At 41.9% G+C, this 15,677-nt stretch carries 18 protein-coding genes; 6 read left to right on the forward strand and 12 right to left on the reverse strand.

The annotated features are described in order from the left end of the window. Position 1: 1 nt before the first annotated feature. The 12 genes from rplS to ispH form a co-directional block, all read right to left on the reverse strand. A complete protein-coding gene (rplS, locus tag FTU50_RS09960) occupies positions 2-370 on the reverse strand; it encodes a 50S ribosomal protein L19 (RefSeq protein WP_104500703.1) in 369 nt (122 codons plus the stop codon). A 173-nt stretch (positions 371-543) separates the two neighbouring features. Beyond that, positions 544-1,293, reverse strand: coding sequence for a tRNA (guanosine(37)-N1)-methyltransferase TrmD (trmD, locus tag FTU50_RS09965; protein WP_180069718.1), 750 nt, complete (start codon positions 1,291-1,293; stop codon positions 544-546). Positions 1,294-1,319: 26 nt separating this feature from the next. After that, complete coding sequence (gene rimM, locus FTU50_RS09970) at positions 1,320-1,868, reverse strand: ribosome maturation factor RimM (RefSeq protein WP_180069721.1); 549 nt, start codon at positions 1,866-1,868, stop codon at positions 1,320-1,322. Between the two features lie 28 nt (positions 1,869-1,896). Further along, entirely contained in the window at positions 1,897-2,154 is a 258-nt protein-coding gene (rpsP, locus tag FTU50_RS09975) for a 30S ribosomal protein S16 (protein ID WP_004809941.1), read from the reverse strand. Positions 2,155-2,292: 138 nt separating this feature from the next. After that, positions 2,293-2,712 carry a type IV pilin protein gene (locus FTU50_RS09980; RefSeq protein ID WP_104470240.1) on the reverse strand — a complete coding sequence of 140 codons (420 nt, stop codon included), beginning with the start codon at positions 2,710-2,712 and terminating at the stop codon, positions 2,293-2,295. Then, positions 2,706-3,209 carry a type IV pilin protein gene (locus FTU50_RS09985; RefSeq protein WP_168390241.1) on the reverse strand — a complete coding sequence of 168 codons (504 nt, stop codon included), beginning with the start codon at positions 3,207-3,209 and terminating at the stop codon, positions 2,706-2,708. Before FTU50_RS09985 ends, FTU50_RS09980 begins: the two co-directional genes overlap by 7 nt. After that, a complete protein-coding gene (locus tag FTU50_RS09990; protein ID WP_104495063.1) occupies positions 3,209-6,880 on the reverse strand; it encodes a hypothetical protein in 3,672 nt (1,223 codons plus the stop codon). The genes FTU50_RS09985 and FTU50_RS09990 overlap by 1 nt, the downstream gene beginning before the upstream one ends. Before the next feature lie 15 nt (positions 6,881-6,895). Continuing rightward, positions 6,896-7,639: a hypothetical protein gene (locus FTU50_RS09995; RefSeq protein ID WP_180069724.1), complete on the reverse strand. Its 744-nt coding sequence runs from the start codon at positions 7,637-7,639 to the stop codon at positions 6,896-6,898. A 2-nt stretch (positions 7,640-7,641) separates the two neighbouring features. Then, positions 7,642-8,553 carry a PilW family protein gene (locus FTU50_RS10000; protein WP_104509754.1) on the reverse strand — a complete coding sequence of 304 codons (912 nt, stop codon included), beginning with the start codon at positions 8,551-8,553 and terminating at the stop codon, positions 7,642-7,644. Next, the gene (gene pilV, locus FTU50_RS10005) at positions 8,550-9,068 is read right to left on the reverse strand and encodes a type IV pilus modification protein PilV (protein ID WP_074383618.1); all 519 of its coding nucleotides are present in this window, start codon (positions 9,066-9,068) and stop codon (positions 8,550-8,552) included. Before pilV ends, FTU50_RS10000 begins: the two co-directional genes overlap by 4 nt. Then, positions 9,068-9,622 (reverse strand): Tfp pilus assembly protein FimT/FimU, encoded by a 555-nt coding sequence (locus FTU50_RS10010; protein WP_104509755.1) that lies wholly within the window; start codon positions 9,620-9,622, stop codon positions 9,068-9,070. Before FTU50_RS10010 ends, pilV begins: the two co-directional genes overlap by 1 nt. Before the next feature lie 163 nt (positions 9,623-9,785). Beyond that, complete coding sequence (ispH, locus tag FTU50_RS10015) at positions 9,786-10,736, reverse strand: 4-hydroxy-3-methylbut-2-enyl diphosphate reductase (RefSeq protein ID WP_045795274.1); 951 nt, start codon at positions 10,734-10,736, stop codon at positions 9,786-9,788. 135 nt (positions 10,737-10,871) lie between these two features. Here ispH and gmk point away from each other — a divergent pair, with 135 nt between their 5' ends. The 6 genes from gmk to bfr all read left to right on the forward strand — a co-directional run bounded on the left by gmk (position 10,872) and on the right by bfr (position 15,671). Further along, positions 10,872-11,495, forward strand: coding sequence for a guanylate kinase (gene gmk, locus FTU50_RS10020; RefSeq protein ID WP_045795273.1), 624 nt, complete (start codon positions 10,872-10,874; stop codon positions 11,493-11,495). A gap of 76 nt (positions 11,496-11,571) precedes the next feature. After that, complete coding sequence (gene rpoZ, locus FTU50_RS10025) at positions 11,572-11,853, forward strand: DNA-directed RNA polymerase subunit omega (RefSeq protein ID WP_005013174.1); 282 nt, start codon at positions 11,572-11,574, stop codon at positions 11,851-11,853. A gap of 223 nt (positions 11,854-12,076) precedes the next feature. Continuing rightward, positions 12,077-14,176 carry a bifunctional (p)ppGpp synthetase/guanosine-3',5'-bis(diphosphate) 3'-pyrophosphohydrolase gene (locus FTU50_RS10030; protein ID WP_168405015.1) on the forward strand — a complete coding sequence of 700 codons (2,100 nt, stop codon included), beginning with the start codon at positions 12,077-12,079 and terminating at the stop codon, positions 14,174-14,176. Positions 14,177-14,247: 71 nt separating this feature from the next. Continuing rightward, on the forward strand, positions 14,248-14,631 hold the full coding sequence (locus FTU50_RS10035; RefSeq protein ID WP_005180461.1) for a RidA family protein: 384 nt from the start codon (positions 14,248-14,250) through the stop codon (positions 14,629-14,631). Between the two features lie 154 nt (positions 14,632-14,785). Continuing rightward, positions 14,786-14,980: a bacterioferritin-associated ferredoxin gene (locus FTU50_RS10040; protein ID WP_034597991.1), complete on the forward strand. Its 195-nt coding sequence runs from the start codon at positions 14,786-14,788 to the stop codon at positions 14,978-14,980. A 226-nt stretch (positions 14,981-15,206) separates the two neighbouring features. Beyond that, positions 15,207-15,671 (forward strand): bacterioferritin, encoded by a 465-nt coding sequence (bfr, locus tag FTU50_RS10045; protein ID WP_005180468.1) that lies wholly within the window; start codon positions 15,207-15,209, stop codon positions 15,669-15,671. Positions 15,672-15,677 lie beyond the last annotated feature (6 nt).

Consider the following 15,677-nt stretch of genomic DNA (forward strand, 5'->3'; position numbering starts at 1 on the left):
ATTACGCTTTACGAGCTGGTAACTTTTCACGGATACGTGCAGCTTTACCAGAAAGTTCACGTAGGTAGTAAAGTTTAGCACGACGAACGTCACCACGACGTTTCACTTCGATTTTAGCAACGATTGGAGAGTGAGTTTGGAATACACGCTCAACGCCAACACCGCTAGAAATTTTACGTACGGTGAACGCAGAGTTCAGACCACGGTTTTTCTTCGCAATGACAACGCCTTCGAACGCTTGTAGACGCTCACGGTCACCTTCTTTAACTTTTACTTGAACAACTACTGTGTCACCTGGTGCAAAAGCTGGGATGTCTTGTTTAAGCTGAGCATTTTCAACAGCTTGAACTAAAGGATGCTTACCACTCATGGGGTATCTCCAATATGTGTGGGTCAGAAGAGGTCTGAGATCCACTGGGGCTAGAGGCTAAAGCGCATAGACCCGATTAACTTTCCCTTTATGCTTGACCGCTTCAAGACATAAAGAGCCTATTTAAATACTCAGTCTAAAGACCAAGCTTTTTATTGCGCCCGAAGCATAAATTAAGATTTATGTTCTGGCAAATCTTTTAGCCATTTTTTCTGCTGCTTCGTAAGCTCAACTTGTTCAACCAATTCAGGTCGACGTGCAAGTGTACGCTGATAACGCTGCAAAAAACGCCATTTTTCAATATTGGCATGATGACCTGATTTCAGTACCTCAGGCACATCCAAACCTTCAAAATGGTCAGGCTTTGTGTATTGTGGGCAGTCTAACAGACCATCCACAAATGAATCTTGTACATGGGATTGTTCATCAGACATGGCACCCGGAAGTCTCCGGATAATACTGTCCAATAACACCATCGCAGGCAGTTCACCGCCCGATAACACGTAATCCCCAATCGACCATTCCTGATCGACATATTTCTGGATTAAACGTTCATCGACACCTTCATAACGGCCACACAGCACAATTAATCCGTCATATTGGACAAATTCTTGTACAGCGGGTTCATTTAAGGTTTGACCTTGTGGTGACATATACACCACGGGTACGTTGACCGCACCTGCTTCATGAGCAAGTTCTTTGGCACGGCGGATTGCTTTTGCCAGTGGCTCAGCCATCATTACCATACCGGGACCACCACCAAATGGACGTTCATCCACTCGTTTGTAGTTACCCTCAGCATAATCGCGAGGATTGATACAATGAATTTGCATCAACTCACGTTGTGCTGCGCGCCCGCTAATACCGAAACGTGTAATCGCTTCAAACATTTCAGGAAAAAGCGTAATGACTGCAAAAAACATCGCAGACTCCCGTATTTCCAAAAATATTAGTAATCTACGCCCCAATTGACATAAATACGACCTGTTTCGAGATCAACGCGTTGTACCACATCTTTATGCCATGGAATCATACGCTCTTCGCCATCGATACTTTCGGCAGTTGCGCGAACCACCATCACATCGTTAGCACCTGTTTCAAACAGTTCGTGGATTTGACCGAGATTGACTTCCTGTTCCTCATCATCCAGACCTAACACGGTTAGACCCTTTAAATCAGACCAATAATACTCGTCCACGCCCGGTTGAGGCAGTTGCGCTTTTGAAATCCAGATATTTGCGCCAACCAGACCGTCTGCTGCAGTGCGATCGCTCACACCTTTTAAGCTGACAACCAGGCCTTTGCCATGTGGTTTCCAACGTTTTACATCGACAGTTTGCCAACCTGCTTTGGTCTCAATGTACCAAGGCAGGTAGTCAAACATGTTGCTCATAGGTTCTGTATTGGAATAGACCCAGAGCCACCCATTTAATCCATATGCTGAACGTAACTGTCCAATCTGAATACGATCTTCGGGTACATTCTGTGTTGGTGTCATGGGCTACCTACTACTTAATTCTTTAAAATTATGCAGCAGCTGCAGCTTTCTTCGCTTGAGCAGCTAAAGAAGCAACACGTTCAGAAGGTTGAGCACCTTGTGCTACCCAGTGAGCAAAACGGTCAGCATCTAAACGAAGTTTTTCTGCTTTACCTTGCGCTGTAGGGTTGAAGAAACCGATACGTTCGATGAAACGACCGTCACGTGGATTGCGGCTATCAGTTACAACGATTTGATAGAATGGACGCTTTTTAGCACCACCGCGAGTAAGACGAATAACTACCATGATACAACCTTATAGTTTTTACGGATTATCCCTGTACCGACCATCGATACATTTCAAACCCCTTTCATAGAGGGCAGTATTTTACGCGAAGTTTGCCCTGAATGAAAGATCAAAAAGTGTTTATCCGCAGTTTTGAATTTATTTTCCGTTCCATGGTTCACATGCACCCAAAGTTTTTTCCCAGCATTGTTTGCCGGTACTATCCAACGTTAAATTTCCAGAGTTATTCATTTGTCCTTGAGGGGTAGCTGTCAATGTCCAGCTATGTGTTGGATCACTTGTTGTACTGGACAAACTTAACTGATAAGTAGCCTCACCCGATTTATTAATGCTAGTTTGACCATACACTTTTGCTAAAGTCGCACCATAAAAGGAACCATTAGCTAATTTGTAACTAGCCAACCTTTGTGCAATTGCTAACAATTCAGATTGCGCTTCAACTCTTTTGGTTCTCTGTACATAATTTTGATATGACGGATAAGCAATAGCTGCTAAAATTGCAATAATTGCAACCACGATCATTAATTCAATTAAAGTAAAACCCTGTTTTTTTACCATTGTTCTACCTCAATTCCAGTACAAGCAGTATAAGACACATTTGAATTTGCCGTGGTTTTACAACGAAGTCCTGTACTTGTTAACAATAATGTATATAGCTTTCCATCTGATAAATCCAATGGAGTCGCTTTCATTGACCAAACCATTCCATTATCCGTAGTAAGTAAATTTTCAGTAGTCGTCCGGCTAATATCCTTTAACTCAATTTTATATTTGGATGTACCTACATTAAACACCCCACCTGGTACAAACACTTCAGGCATAGCAGCTGTCGCACCCGCATATAAATATTTGGGATCAAATTTTTTATAAGAAAAATTTTTAGCTTTATGTCTCTCTAATTGATCAGCTAATTTCAACATTTCTTGCTGAACTTGGGCCGTTAGATTTTTGCGAATAAAGCTTTGATAGCTTGGTATTGCTATCGCAGCTAAAATCGCAATAATCACCACTACGACCATTAACTCAATTAGAGTGAATCCAGATAATTTACGCATTACCCTCCCCCTTGCGCATATTGCTCATACCAACGGTTCGGAATAAGTTTCAAAGCACCACCATAGTTTTTGATTTGTCCTGATCCACTACCAGTGACACCGTCTTTTTTATCTTCATTTAATACAAAGATAGAGCGTTTATTTGGATCGCCATCACGACCACCACCAATAATAGGCTCACCAATACCTGCACCTAATGGAATATAAATATTGGTTTTACAAATACCGTATGGCAAACAAAAGCGCTGTAATGCTGTTTCTCCTGCTACACCTGCACTACAACTTCCCGTTGTACCAGGTTTAGAAGAATCAAAAACAGGAACATATAAATCACTTTCCATTGCAACTAATGAGCCCAAACTTTTTAAAATTTGCTTATTCTTAGTTGATGTTTCTGCTGTTCCAGTAGCACTAAGTGCCTCTTCCTTATTAAATAAATAGTACCAACCACCATTTCCCGATGAAGAGTCTATTTTCGGACGTTTAATATTAGTTGGTGAATCATTATTATCCACACGCTTATCCAATAATTTTAACTGACTTATGGCTGTTGCACTATTTGCACCTAAGGTACGAGTAACAAAAGCAGACGTTGGATATTTATCTGAATAAACATCATAGTCATAAATTGCAAACACGCCATCAAAATCATCAACTCCGGACACAGGTGTAGCATGTCCATGTAATGGTTGACTCTTATTACCAGAAGCAAAACTAACTACGGCAGTCCCCTCCGAATGAATCGTAAAAGTAGGGGCATTATAAAAACGCTTACGAGTCGCACTTAGATCTAATATTCGATTAACTTGTGATTTGAATCCACTTGTAGAGGGTGAAAAATCAACGCGGAAAGCTTGACCTCTTAAATCACCAAAATATAGATGATCAATTAAGCCATCATTATTACGATCTACAGTTTTTATTTCACTGACAATACTGTAATTCATATTTACGTTGCTGCTATTACCAGCCAATTTCAGATTTTTTGTTCCTGTCGTTGTTGTTGATGCATTATTACCACTGACTGACCAAAGTAAATCACCATTGTCGGCATCAAACATATATACGCCGGCACCAATTTTATTGATTTGGTCGTAATTAGCATTTTCATAACCAGCATAACCGTTACGTTTGACTTTAACTAACTTTCCAGCAACAGTTGTAGTTGTATATTCTCCATCACCATCAGCATCCATCCCGGTAGTACTTCCAGCATCATATCCACCACCAACAATCATGACTAATTTTCGCGTACCAAACCAATTCACATACGCAAGCGTAGGCTTAGACCAGCTCTGGCCCATATATTTCAGCTCATCAATCGTTTTCGATTTAGTTACACTACCATCCAAATAATGTACCTGTTTATTATTTGGATCAATGTGAAATTTAACTTTAGGTGAACTCATGTCTGTTAGGTCTAATGAGTAATAACTTCTCCCACCCATTCGCAACCCACCATAAACCCATTGTTTTCCTTTTAAATTAATGGTTTCATCTTCACCAGCATCATTCTGAATTGTGCGTGAACCACCATCTACTGTAAGTTTCCCATTTGAGTCAGAAACATATACTGTATGTGCAGTCCATTCTCCATCTATACCGTAATACAGTTTATTTTTTCCACCAGTATCAGCACCGCCATTAAGTAAAAAACCTTGATTCTGTAACTCAATCATTTCTTTAGGGATGAAAGCAAATACTTCGTTACCTTTATCATTTTTTGCATCCAGCACATGTAATACACCTTGGGTGCTCCCAAACAAGATATAGTCATCTCGATTTGTTGTATCAATAGTTGCGGATGCACTTGTTCCAGTAACTGTTGGTAATCCAGATTGGGTTAAAAGTACAGGTTTTGAATGTAATATTGCACCAATCTGCGGCAACTTACCTGTTATAGATTTAGTTGTTAAATCTTCACCTGCAACCGCATTCTCATAGCCAAGAAGTCCCATTAGTGCTGCACGATAAGGCGCAGAACTATTCAAATTATAAGCTGTTGTAATTGCATTAAACTTAGTTTTTTTCTCAGAATCATCATACCAACTTAAATTTAAATTTTGAGAGACTATTCCATTTTTATAACTAAAATCTGTAAGTAGGAGTCTTTCTTTTGGCGAACGGTCAGCAACATAGCCTTGGACTAAATTACTTAATGCCCCTCCTTGAAAAGCAGTTTCATTTGAAGTTGGTACATATGCCGAGTTCTTCCACAAGTCTGCTACATTCTTAATTTCGTTGTTTTGCATTACAGGATTTGAACCTGTAATCGTACCTGGATAAGATCCAGAGCGATTCCCATATAGTGACCCAAGAACAGCATGATATTTTTTTAAGTTGCCATACCAAGTCCGTTGTAATTCAGTTGTCGCAACTTTAGGTACAAATTGTGGAAAATAACCGTATGGTTGGATCGTATTACTATTCAGTGCATCGATTGGTAAGGTAGCATTACCAGTACTAATACCAGGAATATTCGTTTTAATTTTCCCTAAAAATGACTCAATACTTTCCACAATATCTTCTGGGTTTTGACCAGAGTACCACCCCCCTTCTCCCAAAGTACCCCAATCCATTGCATCCAATACGTCGTTTGTTGGACTAGAGCCATCAAAATCTTTACCGAACCCGACGACAGCTGTCATGATTTTAATACCCGCAGGATTAAGATCTGGGTCTAATAGTCGTTGGGTAAAACGCCCGACACAGTTCCAACTATGATTTGAATTATAGTATCCTCCACGCAACCCTAATTTGCTGCTTGTAGTTGCTGTACAAGACCAGCCATTGTTATTGCCACTTAACGCACTAGACATCATACTTGATGCGGTACTAGATCCTGTATTCGGTTCTGGACGACCATCTGTTAAGAAATAAATCCCTTGTGCACTACATTCTTTCAAATTTGGATTCAGTTTTTGTGCGCTAATCGAACTAGGTGGGGTGTAATTCGTGGTGCTATTTCCATATGTGCTATTATTGGTACGAGTACCCATTAAATAAGCACCCGCCTCAGCATAAGCAAAAGGAGTAGGGGTTCCACCGTTTGGCGTTAAGCCCGCCACAATATCTACTAAATGTCTACGGTGTGTTTGCGTTACACCATTATGCGTATATACTTCACTCAATTGCCTAGCTGCTAATCGAATTTGTCCTTTGTTACCTGCAAATGTTGCAAGTCCAATATACACTTCATCCGCCAAAGGTTCGATTTTATTATTTAGATCTGAATAATCTCCTAACAACACCTGCAGCAAACCCACCTTGAGCTTACTTAAACGATGCATGGTAACTGGACGAGAACCATATCTACATTCATAAACAGTAATGCTTTTCGTCCCTTTTGAACTCGCACCAGTCAAACCAATCGTAATTGTTTTATCTGATCCACTCCAGCTACTTGGACAAGATCTTGTACTCGAACTTGGTGAATGCGTTGAAAAACTTGTGCCAGCACTATTTGATGCATAGTCCACATAACGCATACTCCCTGAAGTATCTAGCATAAACAACATGGTCGTTGCACCTGCTGCTGTAGACGGTGCTGTATAAATATCAATATCACTTGCACCCACACTGCTACAAATCAGTGCTGTAATAGATGCCGACAATATTGATAATCTTGCCTTAGTTAAGGCAGTATGATTTAAAATTTGCTTCATATTCATTTTATTTCTCCTACCTTAATTCACTTGGCGCAACTGATATTCCATTTCTTGACTACTATATGGAACATTCAATTTTGATAGACAATCAGCAACACTATCTTTGGTTACACCATCTACAACCACATTAAAACTCGGGTAATTCATCACACACTTATTAATTTCATCTGCAGACGCTGTAGATAAATTTGGTATAAAAGAAGTAGCATTTATAATAATGGTTCCGATATCTTTACCACCATAGGTCTCTGAGTCACTTCCTTCATACATATGACCCCAATCTTTACGTCCCTCGAGGATAGAACGAGCCCCGATACGAGTCACCACAGCACCACGATCCGAGGTAAAATCAGTAGCCTTATTCACTTTACAGTAACCATCCTGCCCCATCTCATTTTTTGAAATACTAGCCCCTTGCCAATAAACAAGACTGGCTTTACCTAAATTATATTTATCGTCTTTTTCACTTTTTCTTAAACAATAAACCAACTCTTTGCCCTTATTTTCAGGTTTATTCACATATCCGATCATTCCGTTATCTAATTGAAGCTTTGCAATTTTAACTGCATCATCAGCATAAGATTCGAGCTGAAAGAATACAGCGTCCGAATTTTGTACCAATAAAGCTTGAGCCTGCGCATTCGTTGTAATATTAAGTGATGTTATTGCTCCACGAATAGCCCAAGTACCAATGATTGTGATGAGCAAAAGTATGACCAAAACAAAAATTAATGTATTTCCTGCTTGTTTATTTTTCATCATGTTCACTCCGCCCGATTTTCCACACCAAACCCATTGCGTAAAGCGACTGTTTGGGTAATAACTTGACGTAAATATTTACTTTTATCTGGATCTGTTAATAACTCTTTATTTTGCAAATCTAACACCGTAAATTTAGTCAATTCTGTGCCATTTGCCACGGATTCAGGTGAGCGAACCAAAATACCCAATTGAATAGACACAATTTGTGGTTTATCAATTAACTTTATATATTCAGATGGAGAAACATAAAGAAAATCATCCATCACACCATCTTTGACTGGATTATCCCGAGCAACCCCTAATAACACACGTAAATGATCGACATTTGGGATCAGCATTTCACCATCACCAGATAAATCTAAACTCGTAGCAGAATCACCTGTATATACCGTCGCTTTGCAACGCAATGAAAGTGGTCTATATTGATCAGCAGTTGCCGCTGCCTTTTCTTCCTTTAAAAAATAGCGTTGTACAACGAATTGATTTGGTAAAACTTTCACACCTTCACAATTAAATTGACTACCAATTGTATTTTTATATTGAATTACAATTTGATCACTCTTAAGGTTTTTAAAATTACTAGGACCAATGGAAGATTTAGTTAACAAAGCATTTATGGTTTCAGCATCTGTCATTGTCGCCTTGCTTATATTTTTATTATTAAAAACAATACCACCATGCAATGTATCTATTGTCATTGCTGCACTATTTGAATCTATGTTCGCACGACGTAAATCTCTAACAATGTAATCTATCCCAAACAAACCGCTATTTTGAATATTCGCACTACTTTGTTGAAAGGCTAGACTTTGATTTGCATTAATAAAGACTTGTATTGAGGCCGCCACAATAAGTGATCCTAAAATCAAGGCGATCATTAATTCTATTAAGGTGAATCCTCTTTGAATATTCATGACCCATATGCCTCCATCACTAAGCATTTAGCACCTGCAACATATACACCCGACACCATACAATTTGCCTGACTGGTCGCCGTAATCGCTGTGTCTCCCCAAGCAACATAAACACATTGACGATCCCCTCCGTGGCAATCGCTAATTATGATTGTCATATTCTTTTGTTTCGCTGCTCCTAATAATTGTCTTGCATCAAAAGTTGCCATCTCAGCTCGTGTACACATAGGTGTATTTGTAACAGAAGCACCACTATTATCCGCTCTTATGCAATTTTTAGTAGTCGCATTTCCAGGGGCATTAATTTCAGATTTATATTTACTAAGCTGTGTTCTATTTACGCGAATTTTTTCCGCAAGATCTCGTGCGAGTGTCATTGCTGCTGTCCTATCATTAGCTTCTTGTATCGCGTCGAGTGCTCTAAACTGTAAAGCAGCAAAGCCTAGAACAGCTATAGCTAAAATAACCAGGGAAACAAGGACTTCCATTAACCCAACGCCACGTTGACTTTTCATCACTTACACTCCCCAATTAGTGGTTTATTTTGAATACGATCAATCACTCCACTCTTAAAGATTTTTATAGATTTAATTTCTGTTAATTTTTCATGACAAATCTCGAATACCAGTTCTTCAGTATTATCCCATTCGATAATTGTTTTCGGGTTAGTCAATGGATTTTCAGGAATTTCCTCGTTAAAATCCGGGTTTGGTTTTTCCAATTTACGAATCGATGTTGTGCGTTTTTTCGCCAAACCTGTTGGTGTAAAAGTAATCCCTTCTGGCAATCCTTTAGCAAGCACATGTACAGTTGACCTTGTCGTATCCCAATAGAACTTATCACCAGTATTTTCTTGATTCTTAAATTCTAAAGAAATATCTTTGCGAAGTGAAACGGCTGTTCCTCGAACATTTGACAATGTCATCGCCAAATCTCTCGCCTCCGTCTCCAACTGTTTCTTGTACACCAAAGGCATAAGATTCGGAGCCGCCATCATCGCCACAATCGCCAGCACCGCAATCGTGACCATCAATTCAATTAAGGTGAACCCGTTTTCTTTTTTTCGCATACTCCCCCCAAGACACAGACTTTGCCCTATTAAAAATAGTAACCAACAACTTTACAAAACCCTCACACTTCAGGATAAAAGGCATAAAAAAGCAGATAACCGTCATTTAACGGTTATCTGCCTATTTTTAATCAGTTTTTTAAAGTGTTATATGCTTCGCAGTTTAAGCCTGAGTTACAGGAATACGTAACTCTTTCGGTAAACTAAAGGTAATGTTCTCTTCACGACCAGCAAGCTCGGCAGGTGCGGTTGCCCCCCAGTCCTGCAAACGCTGAATCACCTGTTTAATTAAAATTTCTGGAGCAGACGCACCGGCAGTCACACCAATTTTCGTTTCAGGATTAAACCAGGCCTGATCCAGCTGATCGGCATTATCGACCAGATACGCCTGTTTACCCATGCGTTCGGCCAGTTCACGTAAACGGTTCGAATTCGACGAGTTTGGCGACCCGACCACCAGCACTACATCACACTGACTGGCTAAATCACGCACCGCATCTTGACGGTTTTGGGTGGCATAACAGATATCATCTTTACGCGGCCCCTGAATCTGCGGGAATTTCTGGCGCAAGGCATCAATCACTTTGGCGGTATCATCAATCGACAGCGTGGTTTGCGTAACAAACGCGACTTTTTCAGGATGACGCACGCTTAAAGCCGCAACATCTTCTTCATCTTCCACCAGATAAATTTCACCACCATTTTTCTTGTCATATTGACCCATGGTGCCTTCCACTTCAGGATGGCCTTCATGTCCAATTAAAATCGCCTCGACCCCTTCGCGGGCATATTTGGTCACTTCAATATGTACCTTGGTCACCAGCGGACAGGTGGCATCAAACACTTTCAGGCCACGGCGTTCCGCTTCCTGCTGGACGGCTTTTGACACGCCATGGGCACTAAAAATCACGATATTGTCGTCTGGCACTTCATCCAGCTCATCTACAAAAATCGCACCACGCTGACGTAAATCATCGACCACAAACTTGTTATGCACCACTTCATGACGCACATAAATTGGTGGATTAAAGCATTCAAGGGCACGATTCACAATCGCAATTGCACGGTCCACACCCGCACAAAAACCACGTGGATTAGCCAATACAATTTCCATAGAACCCTCGATATTCATTTCAACTTTTGCAGACAGATGCGAAATTAATGCAAACAAATAGATGCTTAACTATTTTGTTTAAGCCAGCTCTGCTCTAAAATAGAGAAGATATTTTATCATATCAGGAAAAATATCATGTCGGGTCTCTTGTTTGTCGTTTCTGCAGCTTCAGGAACAGGCAAAACATCCCTTGTTAAAGCCCTGCTTGAACGTGTCAACAATCTGCACGTTTCTGTTTCCCACACGACCCGTGGTCAACGTCCTGGCGAACTGGACGGCGTTCATTACCATTTCACCCAGAAACAGGATTTTATCGACCTGGTGCAACAAGGCGGTTTTATTGAATATGCCGAAGTCTTTGGCAATTATTATGGAACAGCCCAAGCCACGGTCAAAGAACAACTGGCCAAAGGTCACGATGTCCTGTTGGAAATTGACTGGCAAGGTGCGCAGCAGGTGCGCAAACTTTTTCCTGAATCGAAACAGATTTTTATTTTACCGCCAAGCCAGTTTGACTTGCGCCAGCGCCTGTCCAATCGCGGCACCGATGCCGTGGATGTGATTGAACATCGCTTAAGCTGTGCGGTGGAAGATATGCAGCAATATGTCAACTTTGACTATGTGATTATCAATGATGACTTCAATAAAGCGCTGCATGATTTAGAAGCCGTGATTATTGCCAACCGTCTGGTGTTAAGCCAGCAGGCCAACCGTCATCAGGAGCTGATCCAGAAGCTGATTACCCCTACAGCACCCTGATTAAAACTTGAGTCTTCAGGCAAAGCACCTTATACTGCACAGTCTGTTTAAATTTACCATTCAAACGAGAACTCTTATGGCACGCGTCACCGTTGAAGATTGTTTAGACCATGTAGACAACCGCTTTGAGCTTGTACTAGTGGCAAGCAAACGCGCGCGTCAATTGGCACGTCAAGGAATTGAACCTACCGTTGAGTGGGACAACGATAAACCTACCGTTGTTGCTTTACGTGAAATTGCAGAAGGCCACGTTTCTAAAGACATTTTGAAACAACGCGATCAGGACTACCAAGCCTCTAGCCTTGACCTCGCACTTTCAGCAAATAACTTGAATTTAGATGGTTTTTCTTTCCAATAAGAAAATACATCCTGAAAAAGCCTAGTTTTTTACTAGGCTTTTTTATTATTTGAACTTTAATATTTGCGCAATAACCGTTATAACATAAGCATCGGAACTCGTAATTACAACGAGCTTTTATTTCGATATTTTCGGTGAAAAAAATTGACAAGTCATGCAATATGTTTTTCATTAGAAGATCAGTTTTTGTGATTGTTACGAGCATTGTAGTTAAAGGTGGTATATGCCAGGCGCAGAGGTCAGCCAAGCCAAACAGCAACTAAATATGATTATCGACGCTTACTTGAGTGAAAGCGATAGCGAGCGCGTGCTTGCGGCCTGTGACTATGCCGATCTGGCGCATGATGGCGTAACCCGTAAAAGCGGCGAGCCTTATATTCTGCATCCGATTGCGGTCAGCTGCATTCTGGCGCATATGCGTCTGGATGCCGAAACCCTAATGGCGGCGCTGCTGCATGATGTGATTGAAGATACCGAATTTAGCAAAGAAGATATTACCGAGAAATTTGGCCGGACCGTGGCCGAACTGGTCGATGGTGTGACTAAACTCAGCCATTCCAGCGATAAAGAATATAATAAAGCCGCGTCCTTCCGTAAAATCCTGCAAGCGACCCTGCAAGACCCGCGTGTGATCATTATTAAACTGGCTGACCGCTATCACAATATGACCACGCTAGATGCCTTGCGCCCAGACAAACGCGCCCGCATTGCCCAGGAAACTTTTGATATTTTTGTGCCGATGGCGCGTATTGTCGGGATGAATGAAATGGCCGACAATCTGGAGCATCTGTGCTACCAGAATCTTGATCTGGATATGTTCAACAATGTTCAGGCTGCCCTGCTAGAAACCAAGCCGAAACGCTGTGAATATCAGGCCAAATGGGAAAAGAACCTGGCCGAGCTGCTGCAATATCATCAAATTAGTGGCCGGATTAAAAAGAAAAATAACAATATCGAACTGCTCCGTTATTTCGTCAAAAACGACATCGACCTGCAAGAGCTGACTCACAGCCACGCCTTTGAAATTATTCTGCAAAGCATTGCCGACTGTGACCGCTTAGCCGATATTTTACGTGAACATTTTCAGGTGCTGCATTTTGCCGATCATATTCGCCGTCCGTTACCGGGTGGTAACCAGTCACTGATGCTGCGTCTGAAAGGTGAAGAAACCACCTTATCCTTAACTATTCAAACCGAGCTGATGCGTAAAGCGGCCCGTTTTGGCGTGGTTCTCGGTGAAAATGCACCACAAGCCTGCCGCTCGGCGATTCAGGCGTCCATGCAAAACCTGAACGTGCTGATTGATGGCGCCTGTGCCAAAACCACCTTTAGCGAACTGCTGGATTATCTGCATCAGGAAAAAATCTGGGTTTATACCCCGCATGGCCATCTGCATGAATTACCGCAAGGTGCCACCGCGGTGGATTTTGCCTATTCAGCCAGCCTGTTCCTCGGCAACCATGCGGTCGGTGCGAAAATTAATGGAGAAATCAAACCGCTCTCTACCCCGCTGACCAGCGGTCAGGTGGTGGAAGTGATTACCGATGTTTTAGCGACGCCAAACCCGGACTGGCTCAGCTTTATTAATACCCAGAAAGCGCGCCGTGCCCTGCAAAACATTCTGCGTGATCAGGATATTGACGAGCAGCGTCTGGTCGGTGAACAGGCCCTTAACCGTGCCTTAAAACTGTTTAACTGTTCGATTAAAGATTTAAGCGAAGACGACTGGATTAACCTGCTGCAATGGCGTCATATCGACAGCAAAGAACGCCTGTTCGAACAGATTGCAGTCGGTGACCTGTTACCACAACTGGTGGCCAACCATCTTTATTCACAGGACAGCAGCTCGGAAGTTTCGGATCGTCTGATTCAGGGCACCGAAGGCATTGATGTTAAATATGCGCATTGCTGTAATCCGGTACTTGGTGATCCGATTCAGGGCCATTTATCCCGCCGGGGTTTAATTGTGCATCGTGCGCGTTGCCATAACCTGCTGCATGAACAGCATCTGCATCCGGAAAATATCATGCCGCTACAGTGGAACTCGGATGATATCGATGACGTCAGCTTCACCGCCTATTTATGCATTGATATTGAAATGAATGATGAACAGATTTCTGACCTGATCTATCAATGCCGTAAAGCCAAAACCGGGGTAGAAATGGTCCGTAGCCACGATGCCAAGACCTATGTCAATATTGTGGTAAATAACCGTAAACAGATTGCCCAGATTATTCGCGACCTGCGTATGCATTTCGGTTTCCCGCGGATTATCCGTCTGGAACTGCCGCCCAATATTGCCGAAACATCCAAAGCCTGTTAATCATGATACGATAGGCCTGAGCCTGCCCGGCTAATCGTTTATGCTGTCCATACTTATAAAAGGAGAAATCGATGTCCCGCCAAGTGATCCATACTGAAAATGCGCCTGCTGCCATTGGTACATATTCTCAAGCCATTTTAGTTGGCAATACCGTGTACCTGTCAGGACAGATTGGCCTTGATCCTTACAGCATGGAACTGGTTGAAGGCATTGAAGCGCAAATCCGCCGTGTTTTTGACAACCTGAAAGCCGTTTGTGAAGCCGCAGGTGGCACGCTGGCTGATATTGCCAAACTCAATATCTACCTGACCGATTTATCTAATTTCCAGTTGGTGAACCAGATTATGGGTGAATATTTTGCCCAGCCATATCCAGCACGTGCCGCTTTAGGTGTGGCCAGCCTGCCAAAAGGTGCACTGGTTGAAATGGATGGCGTGGTAATTATTAATCAATAACTTAGCTGTACAAAAAAGATACCATCGATAAGATGGTATTTTTTTATTCAAAAACCCAATCACAACAAATGAATTTTCAAATGATTTTTATTGACAAACGATAATAATTATCAATAATATCACTTATCTTATTTAATTCTTCATGGTTGTATCAATGTACGTTTGCTTGTGCCGTGGTATTACAGATCAAGACATTAAAGACGCCGTAGCGAACGGTGCTGAAAGCTATCGCGAAATTCGTGACCTGCTCGATCTGGGAACCTGCTGTGGCCGCTGTGCCCCTGAAGCACGTGCCATTATTAGCGATGAAGTGGCCGAACTTGCTGGCCGTCTCGCAGTTGCTGCCTAACTCCAATAAGAATAAATCCTTCGGTCCGTGGGCCGACTCTCCTCCCCCGCTTCTGACTCAAGCGGGTTTTTATTGCCCGACTGGGCCTTGCTGCCGAATCGCATTGATGACGATTTTCATTTGCTGTTCAATAAATTACTCGCCATCCTGCATCATCTTGTTTAAGATAAAGCTCTAGATTGCCTTAAAACTGTTTAGGGCAGAAATTGTGAGATGGAGTAGTGCAATGAAAGGCAATCGTGAGGTGATTAATCAGCTGAATCAGGTGCTGTATCATCATTTAACCGCTATTAACCAGTATTTTTTACATTCACGCATGTTTAATGACTGGGGCATTGAGCAACTCGGTTCGGCGGAATATAAAGAATCAATTCGTCAGATGAAACATGCCGATAAAATTATCGAGCGGATTTTATTTCTAGAAGGTCTGCCGAATCTGCAACATCTGGGCAAACTGTATATTGGTCAACACACCGTTGAAGTGCTGAACTGTGATGTCCGTAAAGTCAAAGAAAATATTGAAGCCATTCAGAAAGCCGTCGTTTTGGCTGAACAGGAAATGGATTATGTGACCCGTGATCTGGTTCAGGAAATTCTGGAAAAAGAAGAAGAATATCTGGACTGGGCAACCACGCAACTGGATTTAACTGAATCTGTCGGTATTGAAAACTATATTCAGAGCCAGCTCTAAGTTCAA

The sequence above is a fragment of the Acinetobacter sp. YH12112 genome, from assembly GCF_013418945.1.
Lineage (GTDB): Bacteria > Pseudomonadota > Gammaproteobacteria > Pseudomonadales > Moraxellaceae > Acinetobacter > Acinetobacter indicus.

Bases quoted from the DNA above. Each gene is read 5' to 3' on its own strand.
- rplS (WP_104500703.1), bottom strand. From the start codon at position 370: ATGAGTGGTAAGCATCCTTTAGTTCAAGCTGTTGAAAATGCTCAGCTT.
- trmD (WP_180069718.1), bottom strand. From the start codon at position 1,293: ATGTTTTTTGCAGTCATTACGCTTTTTCCTGAAATGTTTGAAGCGATT.
- rimM (WP_180069721.1), bottom strand. From the start codon at position 1,868: ATGACACCAACACAGAATGTACCCGAAGATCGTATTCAGATTGGACAG.
- rpsP (WP_004809941.1), bottom strand. From the start codon at position 2,154: ATGGTAGTTATTCGTCTTACTCGCGGTGGTGCTAAAAAGCGTCCATTC.
- FTU50_RS09980 (WP_104470240.1), bottom strand. From the start codon at position 2,712: ATGGTAAAAAAACAGGGTTTTACTTTAATTGAATTAATGATCGTGGTT.
- FTU50_RS09985 (WP_168390241.1), bottom strand. From the start codon at position 3,209: ATGCGTAAATTATCTGGATTCACTCTAATTGAGTTAATGGTCGTAGTG.
- FTU50_RS09990 (WP_104495063.1), bottom strand. From the start codon at position 6,880: ATGAATATGAAGCAAATTTTAAATCATACTGCCTTAACTAAGGCAAGA.
- FTU50_RS09995 (WP_180069724.1), bottom strand. From the start codon at position 7,639: ATGATGAAAAATAAACAAGCAGGAAATACATTAATTTTTGTTTTGGTC.
- FTU50_RS10000 (WP_104509754.1), bottom strand. From the start codon at position 8,553: ATGAATATTCAAAGAGGATTCACCTTAATAGAATTAATGATCGCCTTG.
- pilV (WP_074383618.1), bottom strand. From the start codon at position 9,068: ATGAAAAGTCAACGTGGCGTTGGGTTAATGGAAGTCCTTGTTTCCCTG.
- FTU50_RS10010 (WP_104509755.1), bottom strand. From the start codon at position 9,622: ATGCGAAAAAAAGAAAACGGGTTCACCTTAATTGAATTGATGGTCACG.
- ispH (WP_045795274.1), bottom strand. From the start codon at position 10,736: ATGGAAATTGTATTGGCTAATCCACGTGGTTTTTGTGCGGGTGTGGAC.
- gmk (WP_045795273.1), top strand. From the start codon at position 10,872: ATGTCGGGTCTCTTGTTTGTCGTTTCTGCAGCTTCAGGAACAGGCAAA.
- rpoZ (WP_005013174.1), top strand. From the start codon at position 11,572: ATGGCACGCGTCACCGTTGAAGATTGTTTAGACCATGTAGACAACCGC.
- FTU50_RS10030 (WP_168405015.1), top strand. From the start codon at position 12,077: ATGCCAGGCGCAGAGGTCAGCCAAGCCAAACAGCAACTAAATATGATT.
- FTU50_RS10035 (WP_005180461.1), top strand. From the start codon at position 14,248: ATGTCCCGCCAAGTGATCCATACTGAAAATGCGCCTGCTGCCATTGGT.
- FTU50_RS10040 (WP_034597991.1), top strand. From the start codon at position 14,786: ATGTACGTTTGCTTGTGCCGTGGTATTACAGATCAAGACATTAAAGAC.
- bfr (WP_005180468.1), top strand. From the start codon at position 15,207: ATGAAAGGCAATCGTGAGGTGATTAATCAGCTGAATCAGGTGCTGTAT.